Consider the following 13,404-nt stretch of genomic DNA (forward strand, 5'->3'; position numbering starts at 1 on the left):
CGGCTGGGCGCATCTGGGCAAACGACGACAGGAGCGAATTTTGTCTGAGCGCGACACGAAGCTCCACGGTTGCTGGCGGCTGGTTTCCTTCGATACCGAGCTTCAGGAATCAAAGGAGCGCAGTCAACCGTGGGGCGCCGACCCCAATGGGTACCTCATTTTCGGCTCTGATGGGCGAATGATGGTCCTGGTTACCGCGGAGACGCGGGAGCCGGGGAATACAGATAAGAAACTGCTGGCACTTTTCCGAACCGTGATGGCCTATACCGGGCGGTATCGGATAGATGGCGACAGGTTCATCGTCAGGATTGACGCATCCTGGAATGAAGCCTGGAACGCCAGCGAGCAGGAACGGTTCTACAAGCTTGATGGAGACACGCTCGACGTCTTTACGGCCTGGATGCCGAATCCGTTGGTATCAGGAAACCCAATAGGAAGGGGTATTCTCAGCTTCAGGCGCGAGTGATTTTCCCTATGCCGAGTTCGCAACCCCCTCGCGGATCAGACTGACCACAAGCTGATCCAGGCCGGGGTCATCGAAGCTGACGATATGGGCCATTTGCATCGCCCGTCTCTTGCCGATCCGGGTGACTTCCTGGCGCATGATCGCCGTGACGAAGGCCGGGCCTGATCCGGTCAGGACAATGGCCTTGCCGACCAGCACGGGCTCGGAAATGGAAGCCCATTGCAGTGCCAGGATCGATGGCTCGCTGGTCTGGCGGCTGTTGATGCCATTGAAGTAGATCCAGTTCAGGCGCGAGATCACCACGCCGTAGTGGTTGCCCGGCACGCGGGCTCCGCCCTGGCCGTCGCCCGGAGCCCACCGCGTCACCCGCCGAAAGGTGACCAGCTCCGCCTCGCGCCGCACGAAAGTGACCGAGCGCATCAGAAGTTCGGGACGGCCGGGCACCGAAAAATAGGTGAAATAGGTACCGCCGGCGATGGCTGGGCTCGGCGGCCGCACCATGTTCTCGTACAGCTTCTGGCGCAGCGACGCGTATTCGTCAGCCTGGCCCTCGATCTCGGGTTGGCGATAGAGTTCGTTCTCGTCGATCTTGAAGTAATCGCATATGAGCTGGGCAGTGGCCTTGTTGGGAACAGCCTGACCCTGCAGATAGCGTTCGAACTGGGTACGGTTTATGCCAAGCGCCCGGCACACCGCACTGACCGAGGCATGCCCCCGGATCAGCCGCCTGAGATTGACAGCGAGATTCTGGCGAATTGGCACGACATCATCCCCGCGATTGACGTACGAACCATTTATTTAAGCAATAGCTTATATCATATTGATCATACCAATAACATATGCCGCGGCTGCTTCCGAATGGGACCTTTGACCAATTGAAATGGTTGGAAATGTACGAATTGTACGTATTCGTACAGTTTTTCTATGCAAGCACCGCAAATGGGCGTATTGCAGCGACAAGAGCGACCTTTATCGGCCACTCGACATCGTGTGATGGGGGGCGGTTTGGATATTGCCGACCTGGTCGACTGCACGCATACCCGGTTGAGCAAGATTGGTAACGCGGCTTCGTCGCCGCGTAGGGAATCGCTGCCTTGAGCCTTTTTGCCAGACTTCGCGCTGGCAGCCAGTCGGCCGCCTTGATCCCTTATAGATACGTCAAATTGCGCTCGGGTCTTCCCGACGACCTCGACGGCTTTCAGAACGCCCGGGATGTTGTCGCGGAAAATCCAGGCTGCCGCGTGATCCAGGATTGGCTGGTGTCCCGGGACGGCATTCTCGAGAAGCATCTCATCGTCGAGGACACAGCAACGGGAGAGCGTTTCGACGTGACGCCGCTCGAGCGCCGCGTGCCCTTCTTCGAACATCCAGGCACAAATGACGAGTTCGAGGGACTGTGGCATGAGATCAGCATGCCGGCCTATTCGCCGCCGCTACGGCTTGTCGTGCATGAGGCTGGCGACGAGATAACAAGGCACCGAGGCAGTGTGGCTTCCGATACCGGAACGTCCGGTGAGAACGCCGACGCTTGATCCTATCGGGCGACGCCGGTCTTTCGGATCAGCCTGGCATGATCGTTCCGATCAGCCAGATATGATCGTTCCGATCAGCCGGGCATGATCGTTCCGATCAGCCTGAGATATTCGGCCTCGGCTTCGCCGTAACCGCCATTGGCGAGTTCCAGCAACCCGGCGCGGTCGCGAATGACGATCTCGCCACGGCGCGCGCGGATCAGCGCGCGCCCTTCCAGCAGCTGCAGCGCGACCGTGACGCCGGGCCGCCGCACGCCAAGCATGATGGACAGGAATTCGTGCGTTATGGCGAGGCTTTCGCCGGGCACCCGGTCGTCGCACATCAGCAGCCAGCGGGCCAGCCGTTCTTCCAGCTTCAGCCTGGCGTTAACGAGGGCGGTGCAGCCGGTCTGGGTCTGAAGCGCGTTGACGAAGCGCAGCAGGAACAGGCGCAAGGTCGGGCTCGCAGCAAGGGCTGCATTGAAAGGCGCGGCGTCGATGCGGATGGCTTGCCCTTCGAGCTGCACGTAACAGGCATGGGCGGAGCGGTCGTCGCCCATCACCAGGGGAGTGCCCGTCATGCCCTCGAAGCCGACGAAGCCGACCTCTGCCTCGTGGCCGCTCGGCGTGCTGGCGACGATCGAACCGATGCCCTGTTCGATGAAGTAGACAGCTTCGATCGGGACATTGGGGATGACCAGCATCATGCGCAACGGCAATTCACAGCGCCGCATATGCGGCTCCAGCAAAGCGAGGTCATCCGCGCTCATGTGCAGCAACAGCTGGTTTCGATAGTTCTGGTTTCTGCCGGGATCAGATTGTTTGTCGGGATTGGTCATGGCGCGGCCCCAATGCAGGGCAAGAGCCATTCGAACTCCCAGCCGTCCGCGCCCGTATCAACGTGCCGACGATCAGCTGGATATAGGGGTTTTTGACGAAGAAACCTAGGAATACGGTCTGGAATTCGATGCACGGCGTCCCCCACTGCCGTTCGCATACGAAAAGATCGACCTGAGGGTTAGTGTCGGAAGCGTACCAATTCACAATTGGTACAAAACCGACATATTTCCCGAGGGACGCTGAGAGCAGGCAGGCGTTGCCGGCTAACGATAAAGCTGGTCGTCCGGGAGCTTGGGCCGGCTTTTGCATGAGGCAAGGCGAGTGTCGGGCTCGTCTCAAAAACCTGTCGTGCGTCCACGACGATGGGAACGAACCGCCGCCCCGGCGCTTAATTGCAATCACCTGTAAATGCTTGGCGATAGGTGACAGAGAGCATGCTGCTCCCGCCAGCAACCGGAGCCCGCGATGCCTCAGTATTATTTCGATATTCATGACGGCAAGGATTTCTCAGCCGACGAGGTGGGCGTTGACTGCAAGACGCTTGCCGACGTCAGTGACTATGCAGTCACCGTTCTTCCCGACATCGCAAGGGACGAGTTGCCAAACGGACCCAATCGGGTTTTTTGGGTCAAGGCTCACATGGGCGATGGCAAGTATCTGTTTCGCGCTTCATTGGTGCTCGCGACCGCCTGGCTGGTTGAAAGACCAAACGGCGGCATCCACCCTGGCGAAACACTGAAACTCGCGGCACTCAAGCGCCTCAAAGGACAGATTGCCGCCATGCGGCGCGATTTGGCCGAGGACCAGCTAAGCCACGAATTGCATGAAATCGACGCCTTGCTGGGGGTCACCCAATCCGAAACGGACCGCATGATTGCGAGGTTGGCACGTTCGCAGCGGTAGCGCTGCCGCTGGATTCTCACGTTTCGGATTTATCCGCCGCTCGTAAAGCTTGACCGACCTTCGTTTCAGGCCCGCTCAACGCCGCCTTGCGCCGCCTCTTCCTCGAGCTTGACAAGCTTTTCCTTGATCTCCTTCGGGTCGGCATGTTCCAGCCCGACAACATCGTTTCTCGTGTCGGCGAGAGCGACGATGATCTCGTCGAGCTTGGCGTGGATGGCGGCGGTGTCGCGATAGCCCTGGATCAGGACGACCCCGGTGATGACGATGGCCGCGACCGACAGCGCGTAGGTAACGGCGTTTGTCAGGCCGAAAGGCACCAAAGCCGTACACACCACCATGGCGATGATCATGACGTAGAAACCCGGCGGACGGGACAGGAAATCAGCGGCGACGAAAAGGATCTTGTTCATGCTGCCCGCAACCCTCCTGGTGTTCACCGGCGATCATGATGCCTGCAAGCTCGTAAAACTGGTTTTGTTCCAGGAACTTAGGCGACCTCCCGAAGTTGTGCAGAGGAGAAGGAGGCCAGCCATGCCGAAATACCAGATCGACGAGATGGATGGCGATGCGCTTTCGGCTTCGCATGTCGCCAGCGGCGCCACCGCTCTCGAGGCGCTGCGCAAAATCACCGGCAAGACCATTTCGACGCGCGCCTTGCAGAACCACTGGTTCAGGGTGGTCGACGAAAGCGAGGGCAGCGTGTTCGAATACAGCGTCGAGCACACGCTCACCGCGCGTCGCTAGTCTTGTTCGAGGCCTTTCGGGCGCCAGCCTTGCCCTTCGGCGCTGGCGTGCGCGGCGACTCGGACGATTGCGACAAAAGCCGCTGTTCGCGCAGCCGCGCGGTCTTGGCTTCACGCGCCTGACGTTCAAGGTCAATGATCGTCTGGGACTCGCGGGTGGCGCGTTCAATCCGGTCCTTGTCCTGGGGCAGTCGGGCCACGGCATTCTCCTCCTCATGCTTCGGTGGCACTCAAAATGCGGGCCGGCGAAAAATGTTCCGGCGGCCAAGTCTCAGTACGAAAACGACATCAAATTTGTCTTTTGCGTGCCAGTTTTTGGCTCATTCGTCCCTCCAGATGACCCGCTTTTCCCATCTGATTTCGACCAGACGCCTGAACCTGATGGTTACATGTTCCTGCCCCACGGGGTGGAACAGTTCGGCGTTCATCGATTCGTTGCGCCCGCATTTTTCGCAACGGACTTTCGCCCTGACCTCATCGATGCTCACATTGCCAATGACCTCGCGAAGCTCCTTGGGCTTGTAGAAGCGCTTGATGTTGCAATGGCCGCAGCGTAGCCGCGCGACCTGCCCGGCGTCATGGGCATGCATCAGGGTCCACGGCATACCCTTGGGCCATTTGTCTGGTTGATCAGGCATGACTGAAATGAGGAAAATATTCCTCTCTCGTCAAGGGCCTGTCGGGGCGAAGATCGTCATTTCTTTCGCAACAGGCAACATGGCCACACCGGCCTGACTGTCGCTGTGGCTATGGTCCGTGCGGTCAGCCGCTTTCGGGCCGCACGGTTTCAACCCGAAGCGACCCTGCCGGAAGCGGACGCAACAATTCGCTCTCGGGCTTGGTCAGGTCGATCCACGCTGCCCAGTCCTCTGGTTGGAGAACCACGACCTGACGGTTGTGATAGGACGCGATGTCAGGCCCGGGCTCCGTCGTCAGCATGGTGAAAGTGGGTGGCTTGTTGCCGACGGCTTCACGCCAGAGCCCGGCGATGGCCAGGAACGGAGAACCGTTGAGCGTGAAGCGATGTTTTGCCTTCGGATATTTCGAGCCGGTGAACTCGAAGAAGCCGGACGCCGGCACGAGACAGCGTTTGCTGTTGGCAAACTGCCGGCCTTCGGAGCGGAAGTTGAAGACAGGCCCGCCCTTGGGGCCGGCCGGTGGAAACCCGAATGTCATTGAAGCCAGTTCGATAGCGTCGCCGTCGGCGGCGCGGCGCATGATGGGAGCTGGATCGTTGATGTGAATGTCGGCGGCCTGGGGCAGGTCGAGTTCGGTCTGGTGGCTGGGTATTCGAAGCGCCAGAGACGCCATCATCCGGCAATATTCGGCCCAGGCTACATATTGTTCGTAATCATTGCACATGTGTCTCAATCCCACTGCAGCGATCGAATTCCAACACCCCTGTCAAGGCGGCCAGGCAAGAAACGCCGTACCAGGATAGCAGAGTGACTATCCCCATGGAAAACCTCAGCCGCATGGCTCAGCCTGCGTACGAAAACGACACCACATTTGTTGTTGTGCGCCCGCGCAATCGCCCTAGAAATCAGATGTCACCAGCCACGAAACGGGCGCTGGTGCTTGAGAGTGTCGTGTGCTCCCGCCCTGCCGGGAGATTTGTGGTGGACGATCAACAGGAGGCGGGCGGCACGGTATCCGCTCACGATTCCCACATTTTGAGAAATGCCTTCAAGACGTCAGTCGCCGAACTGCAGCTGCCGGAAGCGCAATGGGTGGAGCATGCCACGGCAATGATGCGCGACCTCACCGGCAGTCTTCACGTCGATGCCGGCTTCATCGATTGGATTATCCGCAAGTGAAGAAGCCGCTGGCCGCCAATCTGGCTAACGACAGTGCCACACCTGAAGATCACCTTGCCGCGGTGACGTTGGCCATCCATGCGACGTTCGGCGGCCTGGCCGCGCCTGTCGAAATGCTGATCGAGGCTTTAAGCTTCGACGCTCCGGCGGACGCAATCACGCCACCCGTCGGCACGGTAGCCTGACATCCTACCCACCCGAACGCCTCGTCTTGCCGGCGCCCTGTTCGCCACTCAGGAGACCGAAGTCGCCTGAACGAGTGCCGCTGTTGGCATGCAGGAAGCCCTCGGCCGCCAGGCCGCGCCGCAGCAGTTCACGCACGGCAGCCGCACGGCTCGGCATGCGCTTGTCGAAACGCCATGTGTCGAGCGCGGCGAATTCCTCTTCGTTCAGCATGACTTGCAGCCGTTCGGGACGTTCGAGATTGTCGGTCATCATGGCCTCCTTCTCCCGGCAATCCAGCCGGTGAGCCGAATGAGTAAGTGACTTATGTGCCTCACAATCTGCCAATGGCCTATTTGGTTCCAAGACAGTCAAACACATTTGTTGCACCGCGTACTCACTGTGCTTGGCTTACTTCACTGCCTCAACCTACTAACTAATTGATTTTATTAATGTTTTGTTGAGATTTGTCTTGCTTTAACGAAGCCGGCGGTGCATGGTGAAAGTGAGGGAAAACCCAGTCCCCAGGACAGGAGTTTGCCATGTACACCTACCCGATCGAGCTGCGCGACGACCTGAATTACACGCTGGTCAAGACAATCTACGAGTATGGCATCGTCAATGTTCCGGTATTGGCGGCGCAGCTGACCGGTCGCCATGACAATCTGTCCCTAGCGGACGCCGAACGGCTGGTGCTCGGCTTTGCCCAGCTCTACGGCGCACCCATCGTGTTCGACCGCTCGGGATGCGATTGGCGGCTGAAAGAGCCTGTCGGCCGGGACAATGACGGCCTGCTTCTCGACATCGTCCAGAACGAGTTTGGCCGCGCCGCCTGAGCCGCGATTGTACGTTTCAGGCAATTCTCCTTGGCAGCGCCGGCGGAACCATTCCCTGTCGGCTGCCGTTGGGTCAGTTGGAAGGAACATCCAACATGATTCAAAACGTTGCAATGCCGCCGAGCCCGGTTCAAGGCTTCACAGTGGTGCAACGCCTCATGGCAGAAACCGGCATTACCGAACCACAGGCTATCGAGCTTGTCGCCTTCCTGGGGCTTAATTGGTCATCGCTGGTGCGCGAGGCCAAACTCATGAACCCGAGGCACTAGAGCTCTTTGTTTTTACGCAATTCCGCACGGAAAACCGTTTCACACTTTTCCTGGAACTGCTCTAGAGCCGCACGAACTTATCCAGCCCCAAGCGCATCCGCTGGCCTTCCGCAAAGGCCAGAGCGATTGATTCAATCTCGAATGATCGGGTCATGGCTTCGTCGCTATCAACCACGCGAACAAACCATTCGCCGCAGGCTTCGACCACTTCGACGCAACGGTTGACCGTGCCGTTCAGCTTGACGTCATCCATCACAGCTTCCTTAGAAAGCGATGGGGACATGTCGATTTTTATACGTTCGCCGAAATCGGTCTTCAATTAAAAAACATACGGTTTTGCGGTTCTCAACCTGACAATCCTCATGCAAGAGGTTCCGCGCGCGCAGGAAAAGCACGAGTGGTTCAGTACGGCGCCCGGTCTTCAATACCGGGGCCTTTTATCGGAGACCACGACCAGCCTTCCTCCGGCATTTTGGCACCGTTTGCAGACGAGCTTCGATGCCAGCCGCCTTTCCGTGTTGAAATCGTAGTGGGTCCCATAGATCTCGATCAGACCATCGAGATCCAGCGAGCGCAAATGACCGCAACGCGTATTGCCGCAATAGACACTGAGGCCCATGCCTTGTTCCCGAAGCTCGCCGAGTTTTGCAGGCGCCGCGACCGGAACGATTATGTCTTGGGGCATGGCTGGGTTCGCCACCGCCGCGAGAACGGGTTTTCGAAACTCGGCCCGGTCAATGTTGCCGATCGCGTGAACCGCCTTGTCTTCGGCGACCCCCATGAGGGTATCGATCTCCCCCATTGCTTCGATATGCCCACGGACAAACAAAGCCCGTCGCAGCAGGTGCAGCGCATCTCTCGTTTCGCAAAGTGTCATGCGTAGGGTGAGGGGCATTTCGCGTTCACTCCTTCATGTAGCTGTCGGGAAGACAGTCGGCTTCGAGCGCCGCCGCAATGAAAGCCCGGTGGACCTCCCTTGTGCTGCAGCGTCCCACCCTTTCCCCCACCAGGGCAGCAAGCGCCGCCAGAAACATGGGGCCATCGGACGGCCAGCCATCCGCCAAGACGTCGGCCATCTCTGGAAGTGTACAAACGACCGAGATGGTGCCGTCACTTCTCTCGATGGGAATTCCGGAAAACATATTTGGTCGGTTGATGGTCATTGCATAGCTCCCGCTTGGGCGGGAGGATGTCAAACGCTCTCAAGCACCAGCGCCCGTGCAATTGCTGATGACATCTTGATTAAGCACTTAAACAAGGCGCCGTCTATTAACTATGACGCATCGGAACAGCAATATTAAATTGTATTCAACTTCGCCATTTACTTTGACAGAACCGTACGAATCCGACAAGTTTCTTGGCACGTATTGGTACCAAACCGACAATCCGGGCGGCGTGGGCGATTCGCTTTAGATGCGCGAAGCGAGCCGGGTCAGCCCTACACGTATGCGCTGGCTGTCGGCAAAGGAGCGAGCGTAGGATTCAACATCAAACGTGCTCAAATGCGCATTGCCGTTTATGACGACCCGAACATGCCATTCGCCCATGTTCTCGGTGACTTCGACGCCATCCGGAACAGGATTTGGCGGAACAGCATCTGGTTGTTCTGCTTCAGCCATGACTTTCATCCCGAAAGGGCGAAAGCACCTGATTTGGCTCCCAAGCGTCCGTGTGCCGCAGACGGCGAACGACGTGCGAATTGTACGCTTCCGACACTCGCTTAGCCAGTCAATTCAGACGCCGAGCCGATCACTCCAAAAAGCCTGGTGTATTCAGCTTCCGGCACCCCATATCCGCCACTGGCCAGTGCGATCAGTCCAGGCCGGTCCATGATGATGACCTCACCCCGGCGCGACCGGATCAGGGCAAGACCTTCCAGTTCCTGCAGGGCAACGGTGACGCCTGGCCGCCTGACGCCGAGCATCGTGGCGAGGAATTCGTGGGTGATGGAAAATCGCATGCCCACGACGCGGTCGTCGCACATCAGCAACCACCGCGCCAACCGGACCGTCAATCTCAGCCGCGCATTGACGAGCGCGGTGCACCCGGTCTGGATCTGCAGGGAATTGACAAAGCGCAGCAGGAACAGTCGCAAGGTGGGACTGCCCGTCAGAGCCGCGGTAAAGCTGCCCGCGTCGAGGCGCATCGCCTCGCCTTCGAGCTGCACGAAGCAGGCTTGCGGCGAGCGGTCGTCGGCCATCACCAGGGAAGACCCGGCCATTCCCTCATAGCCAATGAACCCGATCTCCGCCTCTTGTCCGCTGGACGTGCGCGCGACCACGGACGCAATTCCACGCTCGATGAAGTAAACGGCTTCAATCGGCACGCCTGGCGTCACCAGCGGCATTCTCAGCGGCAGGGCTACAGGATGCAAACCCGGCTCAAGCAGCGCAAGATCATCCGCGCTCATCCTGCGCAACAGGTCATTTCGGAATGTTGACGGAGAGGAGGAGGCCTCGCCAGCCAGTGCCTGGCCGGCGACATCAGATTTTGTAATTTCGTAATTCATCGCATGGCTCCCGCAGGGGCGGGAGCACGATCGACACTCTCAAGCGCCAGCGCCCGTTCAGTGGCCAGCGACAGCAGGACTGTACGCTTTCGACATTCCGATAGCGAGTCATTCCATGCGGCGACAACAGCATAGCCAAGGAAAAGCCCGGCGGAACCGCAGTCAAATGCGTTGTTTATCAGTATCTATTCCAGGGAGAGGCGTGGCGACGAATTGGCGGAGTGCTCCACCGCATCTGCTTGAGGGAAGCGCAATGCTCCGCCGCCACCTGAATCAACAGTCTCGGCGCAGGATGGTTCCGGGATTGCAGGGTCGATCGCCCACAAGACAGGCTGCTGTGAAGGTGAAGACAGGCGATCGACCTCGCCTAGCCACTCGCCGTAGCTGGAATGCATGGCGGCATGCAATTCCGCCGAATTGTCCGTGCCGCCCTGGAACAATTCCATGACGCGACGGCCGAGCCGCTCCCGGGCCGCGTGACCCGCGGCAATGCCGGCCTGGCGACAATACTCGTCGAGCACTTTGGCCAGGATCGAAAGCTGATCTGAATCGGCCGAACCGTTTGACCCCATCGCGTTTTCCCATCGTCGGGGCGAAAGCGCGATCGGCTCTTTCAAGCGCCAGCGCCCATTCAACGGCCGGCGACAAAACGACTGTACGCTTCCGACAATCCGTTCGCCAGTCGCGCGAACTGTTCGCAAACGTACCAAGCGACCCTGCTCATTGTTCGGCCACCTGCAAGCCGCTAGCTTCGCGATGCGGCCGGGTGCCGCCTTGGCCGGAACGGCCGTCACCCAAGCCATCGTCGCCATCGGTGAAGATGCCTCGATTGCGGGGCCTGTGAATGGAGACGCTGATGCCGAGAGACAGATCCGCCTGATGCCAGGGGACAGATTCGAATGCGTGAAGGATGATTCCGGCGACTGGATGGTGTGGGACCACACGAGCGGCGCGCCCGCAAAGCTGGGTGGCGTTGAACTGCGTGGCCAGGACCGGCATCGGGCCGAGATCGCGCGCGATATTCTCAGACGGATTTTCCGGGCCGGCCCGGACAAGACGCGAAGCGACCCTTCGGACGCGTAAGGCGCAGTCCGGCCCATCGATGCGAGATCAGCACCGGCGAGGAACCGCACGCCTCCAGAACGGTTTATCCGCGAAGCGGAGGACTGCATCCATGGTGGTGAATATTGAACAGGCGCTGGCGGACGCGATCCTGGCCATGCGGATGCTGCGAAAATCCATCGACGACCACGGCCATTTGGAAGCGATGATCGACTTCGACAAGGTGATGGCAAATGCGGTCGCGGAAGCCGAGAAGCAATTGGTCAGGCTGCAGGCTTCCGGATCGTCGTGAACTGCGCCGGGGAGGGCGTTTCCTGACATTGGAACGGCCACAAGCCACCCGCGTTGTGGAGCGATGAATTACATCATCCGCAAGGGCACTCCGGCCGACGACCCGACCTTGATCCGTCACTATCGGGCGCTGTGGGAAAGCTATGGCGTCGACCCGGTCAACATCAAGAACGATGCCGAGGACGTCACGCTGGACTTCATCTTGTCAGGGCGCCGGGACGACGAACTGGCGAGCTTCTTTGCCGAGGCGGATGGCGTTGCCGTGGGATCGCTGGCGTGCCAGGTCGAGCATCTTCCCTATCCCGATGTCACGGTGCCGTCGTTTCGCAAGCACGGCTATATCTGGAGCGTCTATGTCGACCCTGCTGCGCGGCGAAACGGGATAGCCCTTGCGCTGGTGGAAGCCGGTATCGACTATCTCAGGTCGATCGGCTGCACGAAAGCCGTGCTTCACGCGTCGGACGCAGGCGAGGGCGTCTATCTCGCCGCCGGCTTCACGATCGCCAAGGAAATGCGGCTGGATCTGGCTGTGCCGGCAGTGCCGTGAGCGCAGCCAGACCCGGTTCGCAGTTCTAGCCCAGCTTCACCTTTGTGGATTCCTTCAGCAGGTCGGCCATCGCAGGCTTTGCAGGCAGCAGCGCGACGGCGTCGTAGAGAACCGATGGCGCGACTGCGATCATCCGTTGCGCGTCGATCCGGCCGCCGTCGCTTGCCTTGGATGGTGATGTTGTCGGTTTGACGAGTTAGCCCGTCGCCACGAAAGCGACGGGCTCAGACTGGAAATTGTCAGCAGGTGGTCAGTCGTAGACCTTGACGATTTTGTGGGTGCTGGGATCCACAAGGACGGTCCGGTTGTCGATCACGACGTAGCGATATTTGACGTCGGGAATTTCGCGAAGTTCGACCGTATCAGGCAGAGCTGTGCCGATATTGAGTTCGACGCCGGGAAGCTTCACCGAAGCCAGGGGCTGCTTCTTCACATAGGTGCGGATCACCGTTTCTTGCTCGGGCTGGATGATGATGTCTTCGGCGGCGGCGACGCCGACCCCGGCGAGCAGAAGAAAAGCCGCGGCTGCGGCAGAAAGATGCATTCTCATGATTTCACTCCTTGTCAGATCAGGGCCGACCGAGATCGATCGACGCCCGACAGCCAACCTCGATGCAACCGCAACGTTCCACCCTTAGGGCTTCAGTCGGAGGTCGTGCCGGACCTTGGTCCGATGGAAAAACGCAATGGTCCCAGCGATACCGACCCGTGGAACCGCCCTCGCTTCGTGAGGTTGTGTCTCCGAAAAATTGGGAGAAAACAGATGGATAGGAGTGTTGGCCAAGCGCGCTGGCTGCTCGCGCCGATCTTCGCAACAGCCCTCACATTTCTACTCCTGGGCGTGATCGTCGGCTGACATTCGTGCTGATCCGCGCAGCTATGTCCCTTCCTGCGCAGATAGGGTTCGCTCGCTGCTCCCGTGCGGCGAGCGAACCCTCTACTTGATTTGATGCGAGGTAATTTTGATGTTTCGAGACAAAGAGACGCGGTTCCTTGAGGCAGGCCTGCTCGCGGCAGTGCCGATTTGCGTTGCCATCACCGCACTGCTCGCATTGTTGACCTTGGCCAAGATATGAACCGCATCCTGTTCGTGGCGGCCGACTTTCTTTCCCGGCCACCGGGTTTCTACGTCATGATGATAGCCATGGTGTTGTGCACCGCGTTGGTGCCTTACGGCCTGACGAATGCAGTTACCTACGCACTATCGGTCGCAGCCATCGTGATCACCGGGGTGGTCCTGATACAGGGCTATCGCGACACTGCTGCCATTCACGCCAAGCTCGACGAGATCATCGTTTCACTGGACGAGACGAGAAACGACGTTGTCGGATTGGAGCATGCCGAGCCGGAGGAAATCCGGAAAAAGCTTGCGGTGCTCGAAGCGGAAGCGGCACGAGCAGTGGGGCAGCAATAATCGCGTAAAGAACGAGCCACTGGATTTGGCTTGG

At 59.2% G+C, this 13,404-nt stretch carries 25 protein-coding genes; 13 read left to right on the forward strand and 12 right to left on the reverse strand.

Translation table 11 applies throughout. From position 1 onward, the window contains the following. Positions 1–40: 40 nt before the first annotated feature. Positions 41–466, forward strand: a complete 426-nt coding sequence (locus EB235_RS15110) for a lipocalin-like domain-containing protein (protein ID WP_027030198.1) — start codon at positions 41–43, stop codon at positions 464–466. 6 nt (positions 467–472) lie between these two features. Here the strand turns inward: EB235_RS15110 and EB235_RS15115 are convergent, their stop codons facing one another. After that, entirely contained in the window at positions 473–1,228 is a 756-nt protein-coding gene (locus tag EB235_RS15115) for a helix-turn-helix domain-containing protein (RefSeq protein WP_027030197.1), read from the reverse strand. Between the two features lie 332 nt (positions 1,229–1,560). Between EB235_RS15115 and EB235_RS15120 the strand changes: the two genes are divergently transcribed. Then, positions 1,561–1,998 carry a hypothetical protein gene (locus tag EB235_RS15120; protein ID WP_155256378.1) on the forward strand — a complete coding sequence of 146 codons (438 nt, stop codon included), beginning with the start codon at positions 1,561–1,563 and terminating at the stop codon, positions 1,996–1,998. Positions 1,999–2,072: 74 nt separating this feature from the next. On the opposite strand, the gene EB235_RS15125 is transcribed toward EB235_RS15120, so the two are convergent. Next, a complete protein-coding gene (locus tag EB235_RS15125; protein WP_027030195.1) occupies positions 2,073–2,816 on the reverse strand; it encodes a Crp/Fnr family transcriptional regulator in 744 nt (247 codons plus the stop codon). A gap of 466 nt (positions 2,817–3,282) precedes the next feature. Here EB235_RS15125 and EB235_RS15130 point away from each other — a divergent pair, with 466 nt between their 5' ends. Next, positions 3,283–3,720 (forward strand): DUF6894 family protein, encoded by a 438-nt coding sequence (locus tag EB235_RS15130; RefSeq protein ID WP_032925480.1) that lies wholly within the window; start codon positions 3,283–3,285, stop codon positions 3,718–3,720. Between the two features lie 65 nt (positions 3,721–3,785). On the opposite strand, the gene EB235_RS15135 is transcribed toward EB235_RS15130, so the two are convergent. Beyond that, positions 3,786–4,130 carry a low affinity iron permease family protein gene (locus EB235_RS15135; RefSeq protein ID WP_027030194.1) on the reverse strand — a complete coding sequence of 115 codons (345 nt, stop codon included), beginning with the start codon at positions 4,128–4,130 and terminating at the stop codon, positions 3,786–3,788. 121 nt (positions 4,131–4,251) lie between these two features. Between EB235_RS15135 and EB235_RS15140 the strand changes: the two genes are divergently transcribed. Both EB235_RS15140 and EB235_RS15145 read left to right on the forward strand, forming a co-directional pair. Further along, positions 4,252–4,464 (forward strand): hypothetical protein, encoded by a 213-nt coding sequence (locus EB235_RS15140; RefSeq protein WP_155256376.1) that lies wholly within the window; start codon positions 4,252–4,254, stop codon positions 4,462–4,464. A 67-nt stretch (positions 4,465–4,531) separates the two neighbouring features. Further along, complete coding sequence (locus EB235_RS15145; protein ID WP_155256374.1) at positions 4,532–5,020, forward strand: hypothetical protein; 489 nt, start codon at positions 4,532–4,534, stop codon at positions 5,018–5,020. A gap of 205 nt (positions 5,021–5,225) precedes the next feature. Here the strand turns inward: EB235_RS15145 and EB235_RS15150 are convergent, their stop codons facing one another. Then, the gene (locus tag EB235_RS15150) at positions 5,226–5,825 is read right to left on the reverse strand and encodes an SOS response-associated peptidase (RefSeq protein ID WP_027030191.1); all 600 of its coding nucleotides are present in this window, start codon (positions 5,823–5,825) and stop codon (positions 5,226–5,228) included. An 83-nt stretch (positions 5,826–5,908) separates the two neighbouring features. Here EB235_RS15150 and EB235_RS15155 point away from each other — a divergent pair, with 83 nt between their 5' ends. Both EB235_RS15155 and EB235_RS15160 read left to right on the forward strand, forming a co-directional pair. Continuing rightward, a complete protein-coding gene (locus EB235_RS15155) occupies positions 5,909–6,280 on the forward strand; it encodes a hypothetical protein (RefSeq protein ID WP_155256372.1) in 372 nt (123 codons plus the stop codon). Beyond that, positions 6,277–6,465 (forward strand): hypothetical protein, encoded by a 189-nt coding sequence (locus EB235_RS15160; RefSeq protein ID WP_027030190.1) that lies wholly within the window; start codon positions 6,277–6,279, stop codon positions 6,463–6,465. Before EB235_RS15155 ends, EB235_RS15160 begins: the two co-directional genes overlap by 4 nt. 4 nt (positions 6,466–6,469) lie before the next feature. On the opposite strand, the gene EB235_RS15165 is transcribed toward EB235_RS15160, so the two are convergent. Next, on the reverse strand, positions 6,470–6,715 hold the full coding sequence (locus tag EB235_RS15165; RefSeq protein WP_027030189.1) for a hypothetical protein: 246 nt from the start codon (positions 6,713–6,715) through the stop codon (positions 6,470–6,472). Between the two features lie 269 nt (positions 6,716–6,984). Here EB235_RS15165 and EB235_RS15170 point away from each other — a divergent pair, with 269 nt between their 5' ends. Further along, positions 6,985–7,278 (forward strand): hypothetical protein, encoded by a 294-nt coding sequence (locus tag EB235_RS15170; protein ID WP_027030188.1) that lies wholly within the window; start codon positions 6,985–6,987, stop codon positions 7,276–7,278. A gap of 95 nt (positions 7,279–7,373) precedes the next feature. Further along, positions 7,374–7,547 carry a hypothetical protein gene (locus EB235_RS15175; protein ID WP_155256370.1) on the forward strand — a complete coding sequence of 58 codons (174 nt, stop codon included), beginning with the start codon at positions 7,374–7,376 and terminating at the stop codon, positions 7,545–7,547. 61 nt (positions 7,548–7,608) lie between these two features. On the opposite strand, the gene EB235_RS15180 is transcribed toward EB235_RS15175, so the two are convergent. The 6 genes from EB235_RS15180 to EB235_RS34580 form a co-directional block, all read right to left on the reverse strand. Beyond that, positions 7,609–7,800 (reverse strand): hypothetical protein, encoded by a 192-nt coding sequence (locus EB235_RS15180; RefSeq protein ID WP_027030187.1) that lies wholly within the window; start codon positions 7,798–7,800, stop codon positions 7,609–7,611. A 168-nt stretch (positions 7,801–7,968) separates the two neighbouring features. Then, on the reverse strand, positions 7,969–8,442 hold the full coding sequence (locus EB235_RS15185) for a hypothetical protein (protein WP_155256368.1): 474 nt from the start codon (positions 8,440–8,442) through the stop codon (positions 7,969–7,971). Between the two features lie 7 nt (positions 8,443–8,449). Then, the gene (locus EB235_RS15190) at positions 8,450–8,710 is read right to left on the reverse strand and encodes a DUF982 domain-containing protein (RefSeq protein ID WP_027030185.1); all 261 of its coding nucleotides are present in this window, start codon (positions 8,708–8,710) and stop codon (positions 8,450–8,452) included. A 246-nt stretch (positions 8,711–8,956) separates the two neighbouring features. After that, a complete protein-coding gene (locus EB235_RS15195) occupies positions 8,957–9,166 on the reverse strand; it encodes a hypothetical protein (protein WP_051429850.1) in 210 nt (69 codons plus the stop codon). A gap of 101 nt (positions 9,167–9,267) precedes the next feature. Next, on the reverse strand, positions 9,268–9,957 hold the full coding sequence (locus EB235_RS15200; RefSeq protein ID WP_051429629.1) for a Crp/Fnr family transcriptional regulator: 690 nt from the start codon (positions 9,955–9,957) through the stop codon (positions 9,268–9,270). A 284-nt stretch (positions 9,958–10,241) separates the two neighbouring features. Next, a complete protein-coding gene (locus EB235_RS34580; RefSeq protein WP_208603623.1) occupies positions 10,242–10,673 on the reverse strand; it encodes a hypothetical protein in 432 nt (143 codons plus the stop codon). 157 nt (positions 10,674–10,830) lie between these two features. Between EB235_RS34580 and EB235_RS15210 the strand changes: the two genes are divergently transcribed. From EB235_RS15210 to EB235_RS15220, 3 genes are all read left to right on the forward strand, one after another. Next, on the forward strand, positions 10,831–11,139 hold the full coding sequence (locus EB235_RS15210; RefSeq protein WP_155256366.1) for a hypothetical protein: 309 nt from the start codon (positions 10,831–10,833) through the stop codon (positions 11,137–11,139). 91 nt (positions 11,140–11,230) lie between these two features. Next, the gene (locus EB235_RS15215; protein ID WP_027030182.1) at positions 11,231–11,410 is read left to right on the forward strand and encodes a hypothetical protein; all 180 of its coding nucleotides are present in this window, start codon (positions 11,231–11,233) and stop codon (positions 11,408–11,410) included. 63 nt (positions 11,411–11,473) lie between these two features. Next, a complete protein-coding gene (locus tag EB235_RS15220; protein ID WP_027030181.1) occupies positions 11,474–11,956 on the forward strand; it encodes a GNAT family N-acetyltransferase in 483 nt (160 codons plus the stop codon). 250 nt (positions 11,957–12,206) lie between these two features. Here EB235_RS15220 and EB235_RS15225 read toward each other — a convergent pair whose 3' ends face one another. Continuing rightward, positions 12,207–12,506, reverse strand: a complete 300-nt coding sequence (locus EB235_RS15225) for a DUF1236 domain-containing protein (RefSeq protein ID WP_027030180.1) — start codon at positions 12,504–12,506, stop codon at positions 12,207–12,209. A 522-nt stretch (positions 12,507–13,028) separates the two neighbouring features. Between EB235_RS15225 and EB235_RS15230 the strand changes: the two genes are divergently transcribed. Continuing rightward, the gene (locus EB235_RS15230; RefSeq protein WP_027030179.1) at positions 13,029–13,370 is read left to right on the forward strand and encodes a low affinity iron permease family protein; all 342 of its coding nucleotides are present in this window, start codon (positions 13,029–13,031) and stop codon (positions 13,368–13,370) included. The last annotated feature ends 34 nt before the right edge of the window (positions 13,371–13,404 follow it).

Origin of the sequence: Mesorhizobium loti R88b (genome assembly GCF_013170845.1) — a bacterium.
GTDB lineage: Bacteria > Pseudomonadota > Alphaproteobacteria > Rhizobiales > Rhizobiaceae > Mesorhizobium > Mesorhizobium loti_B.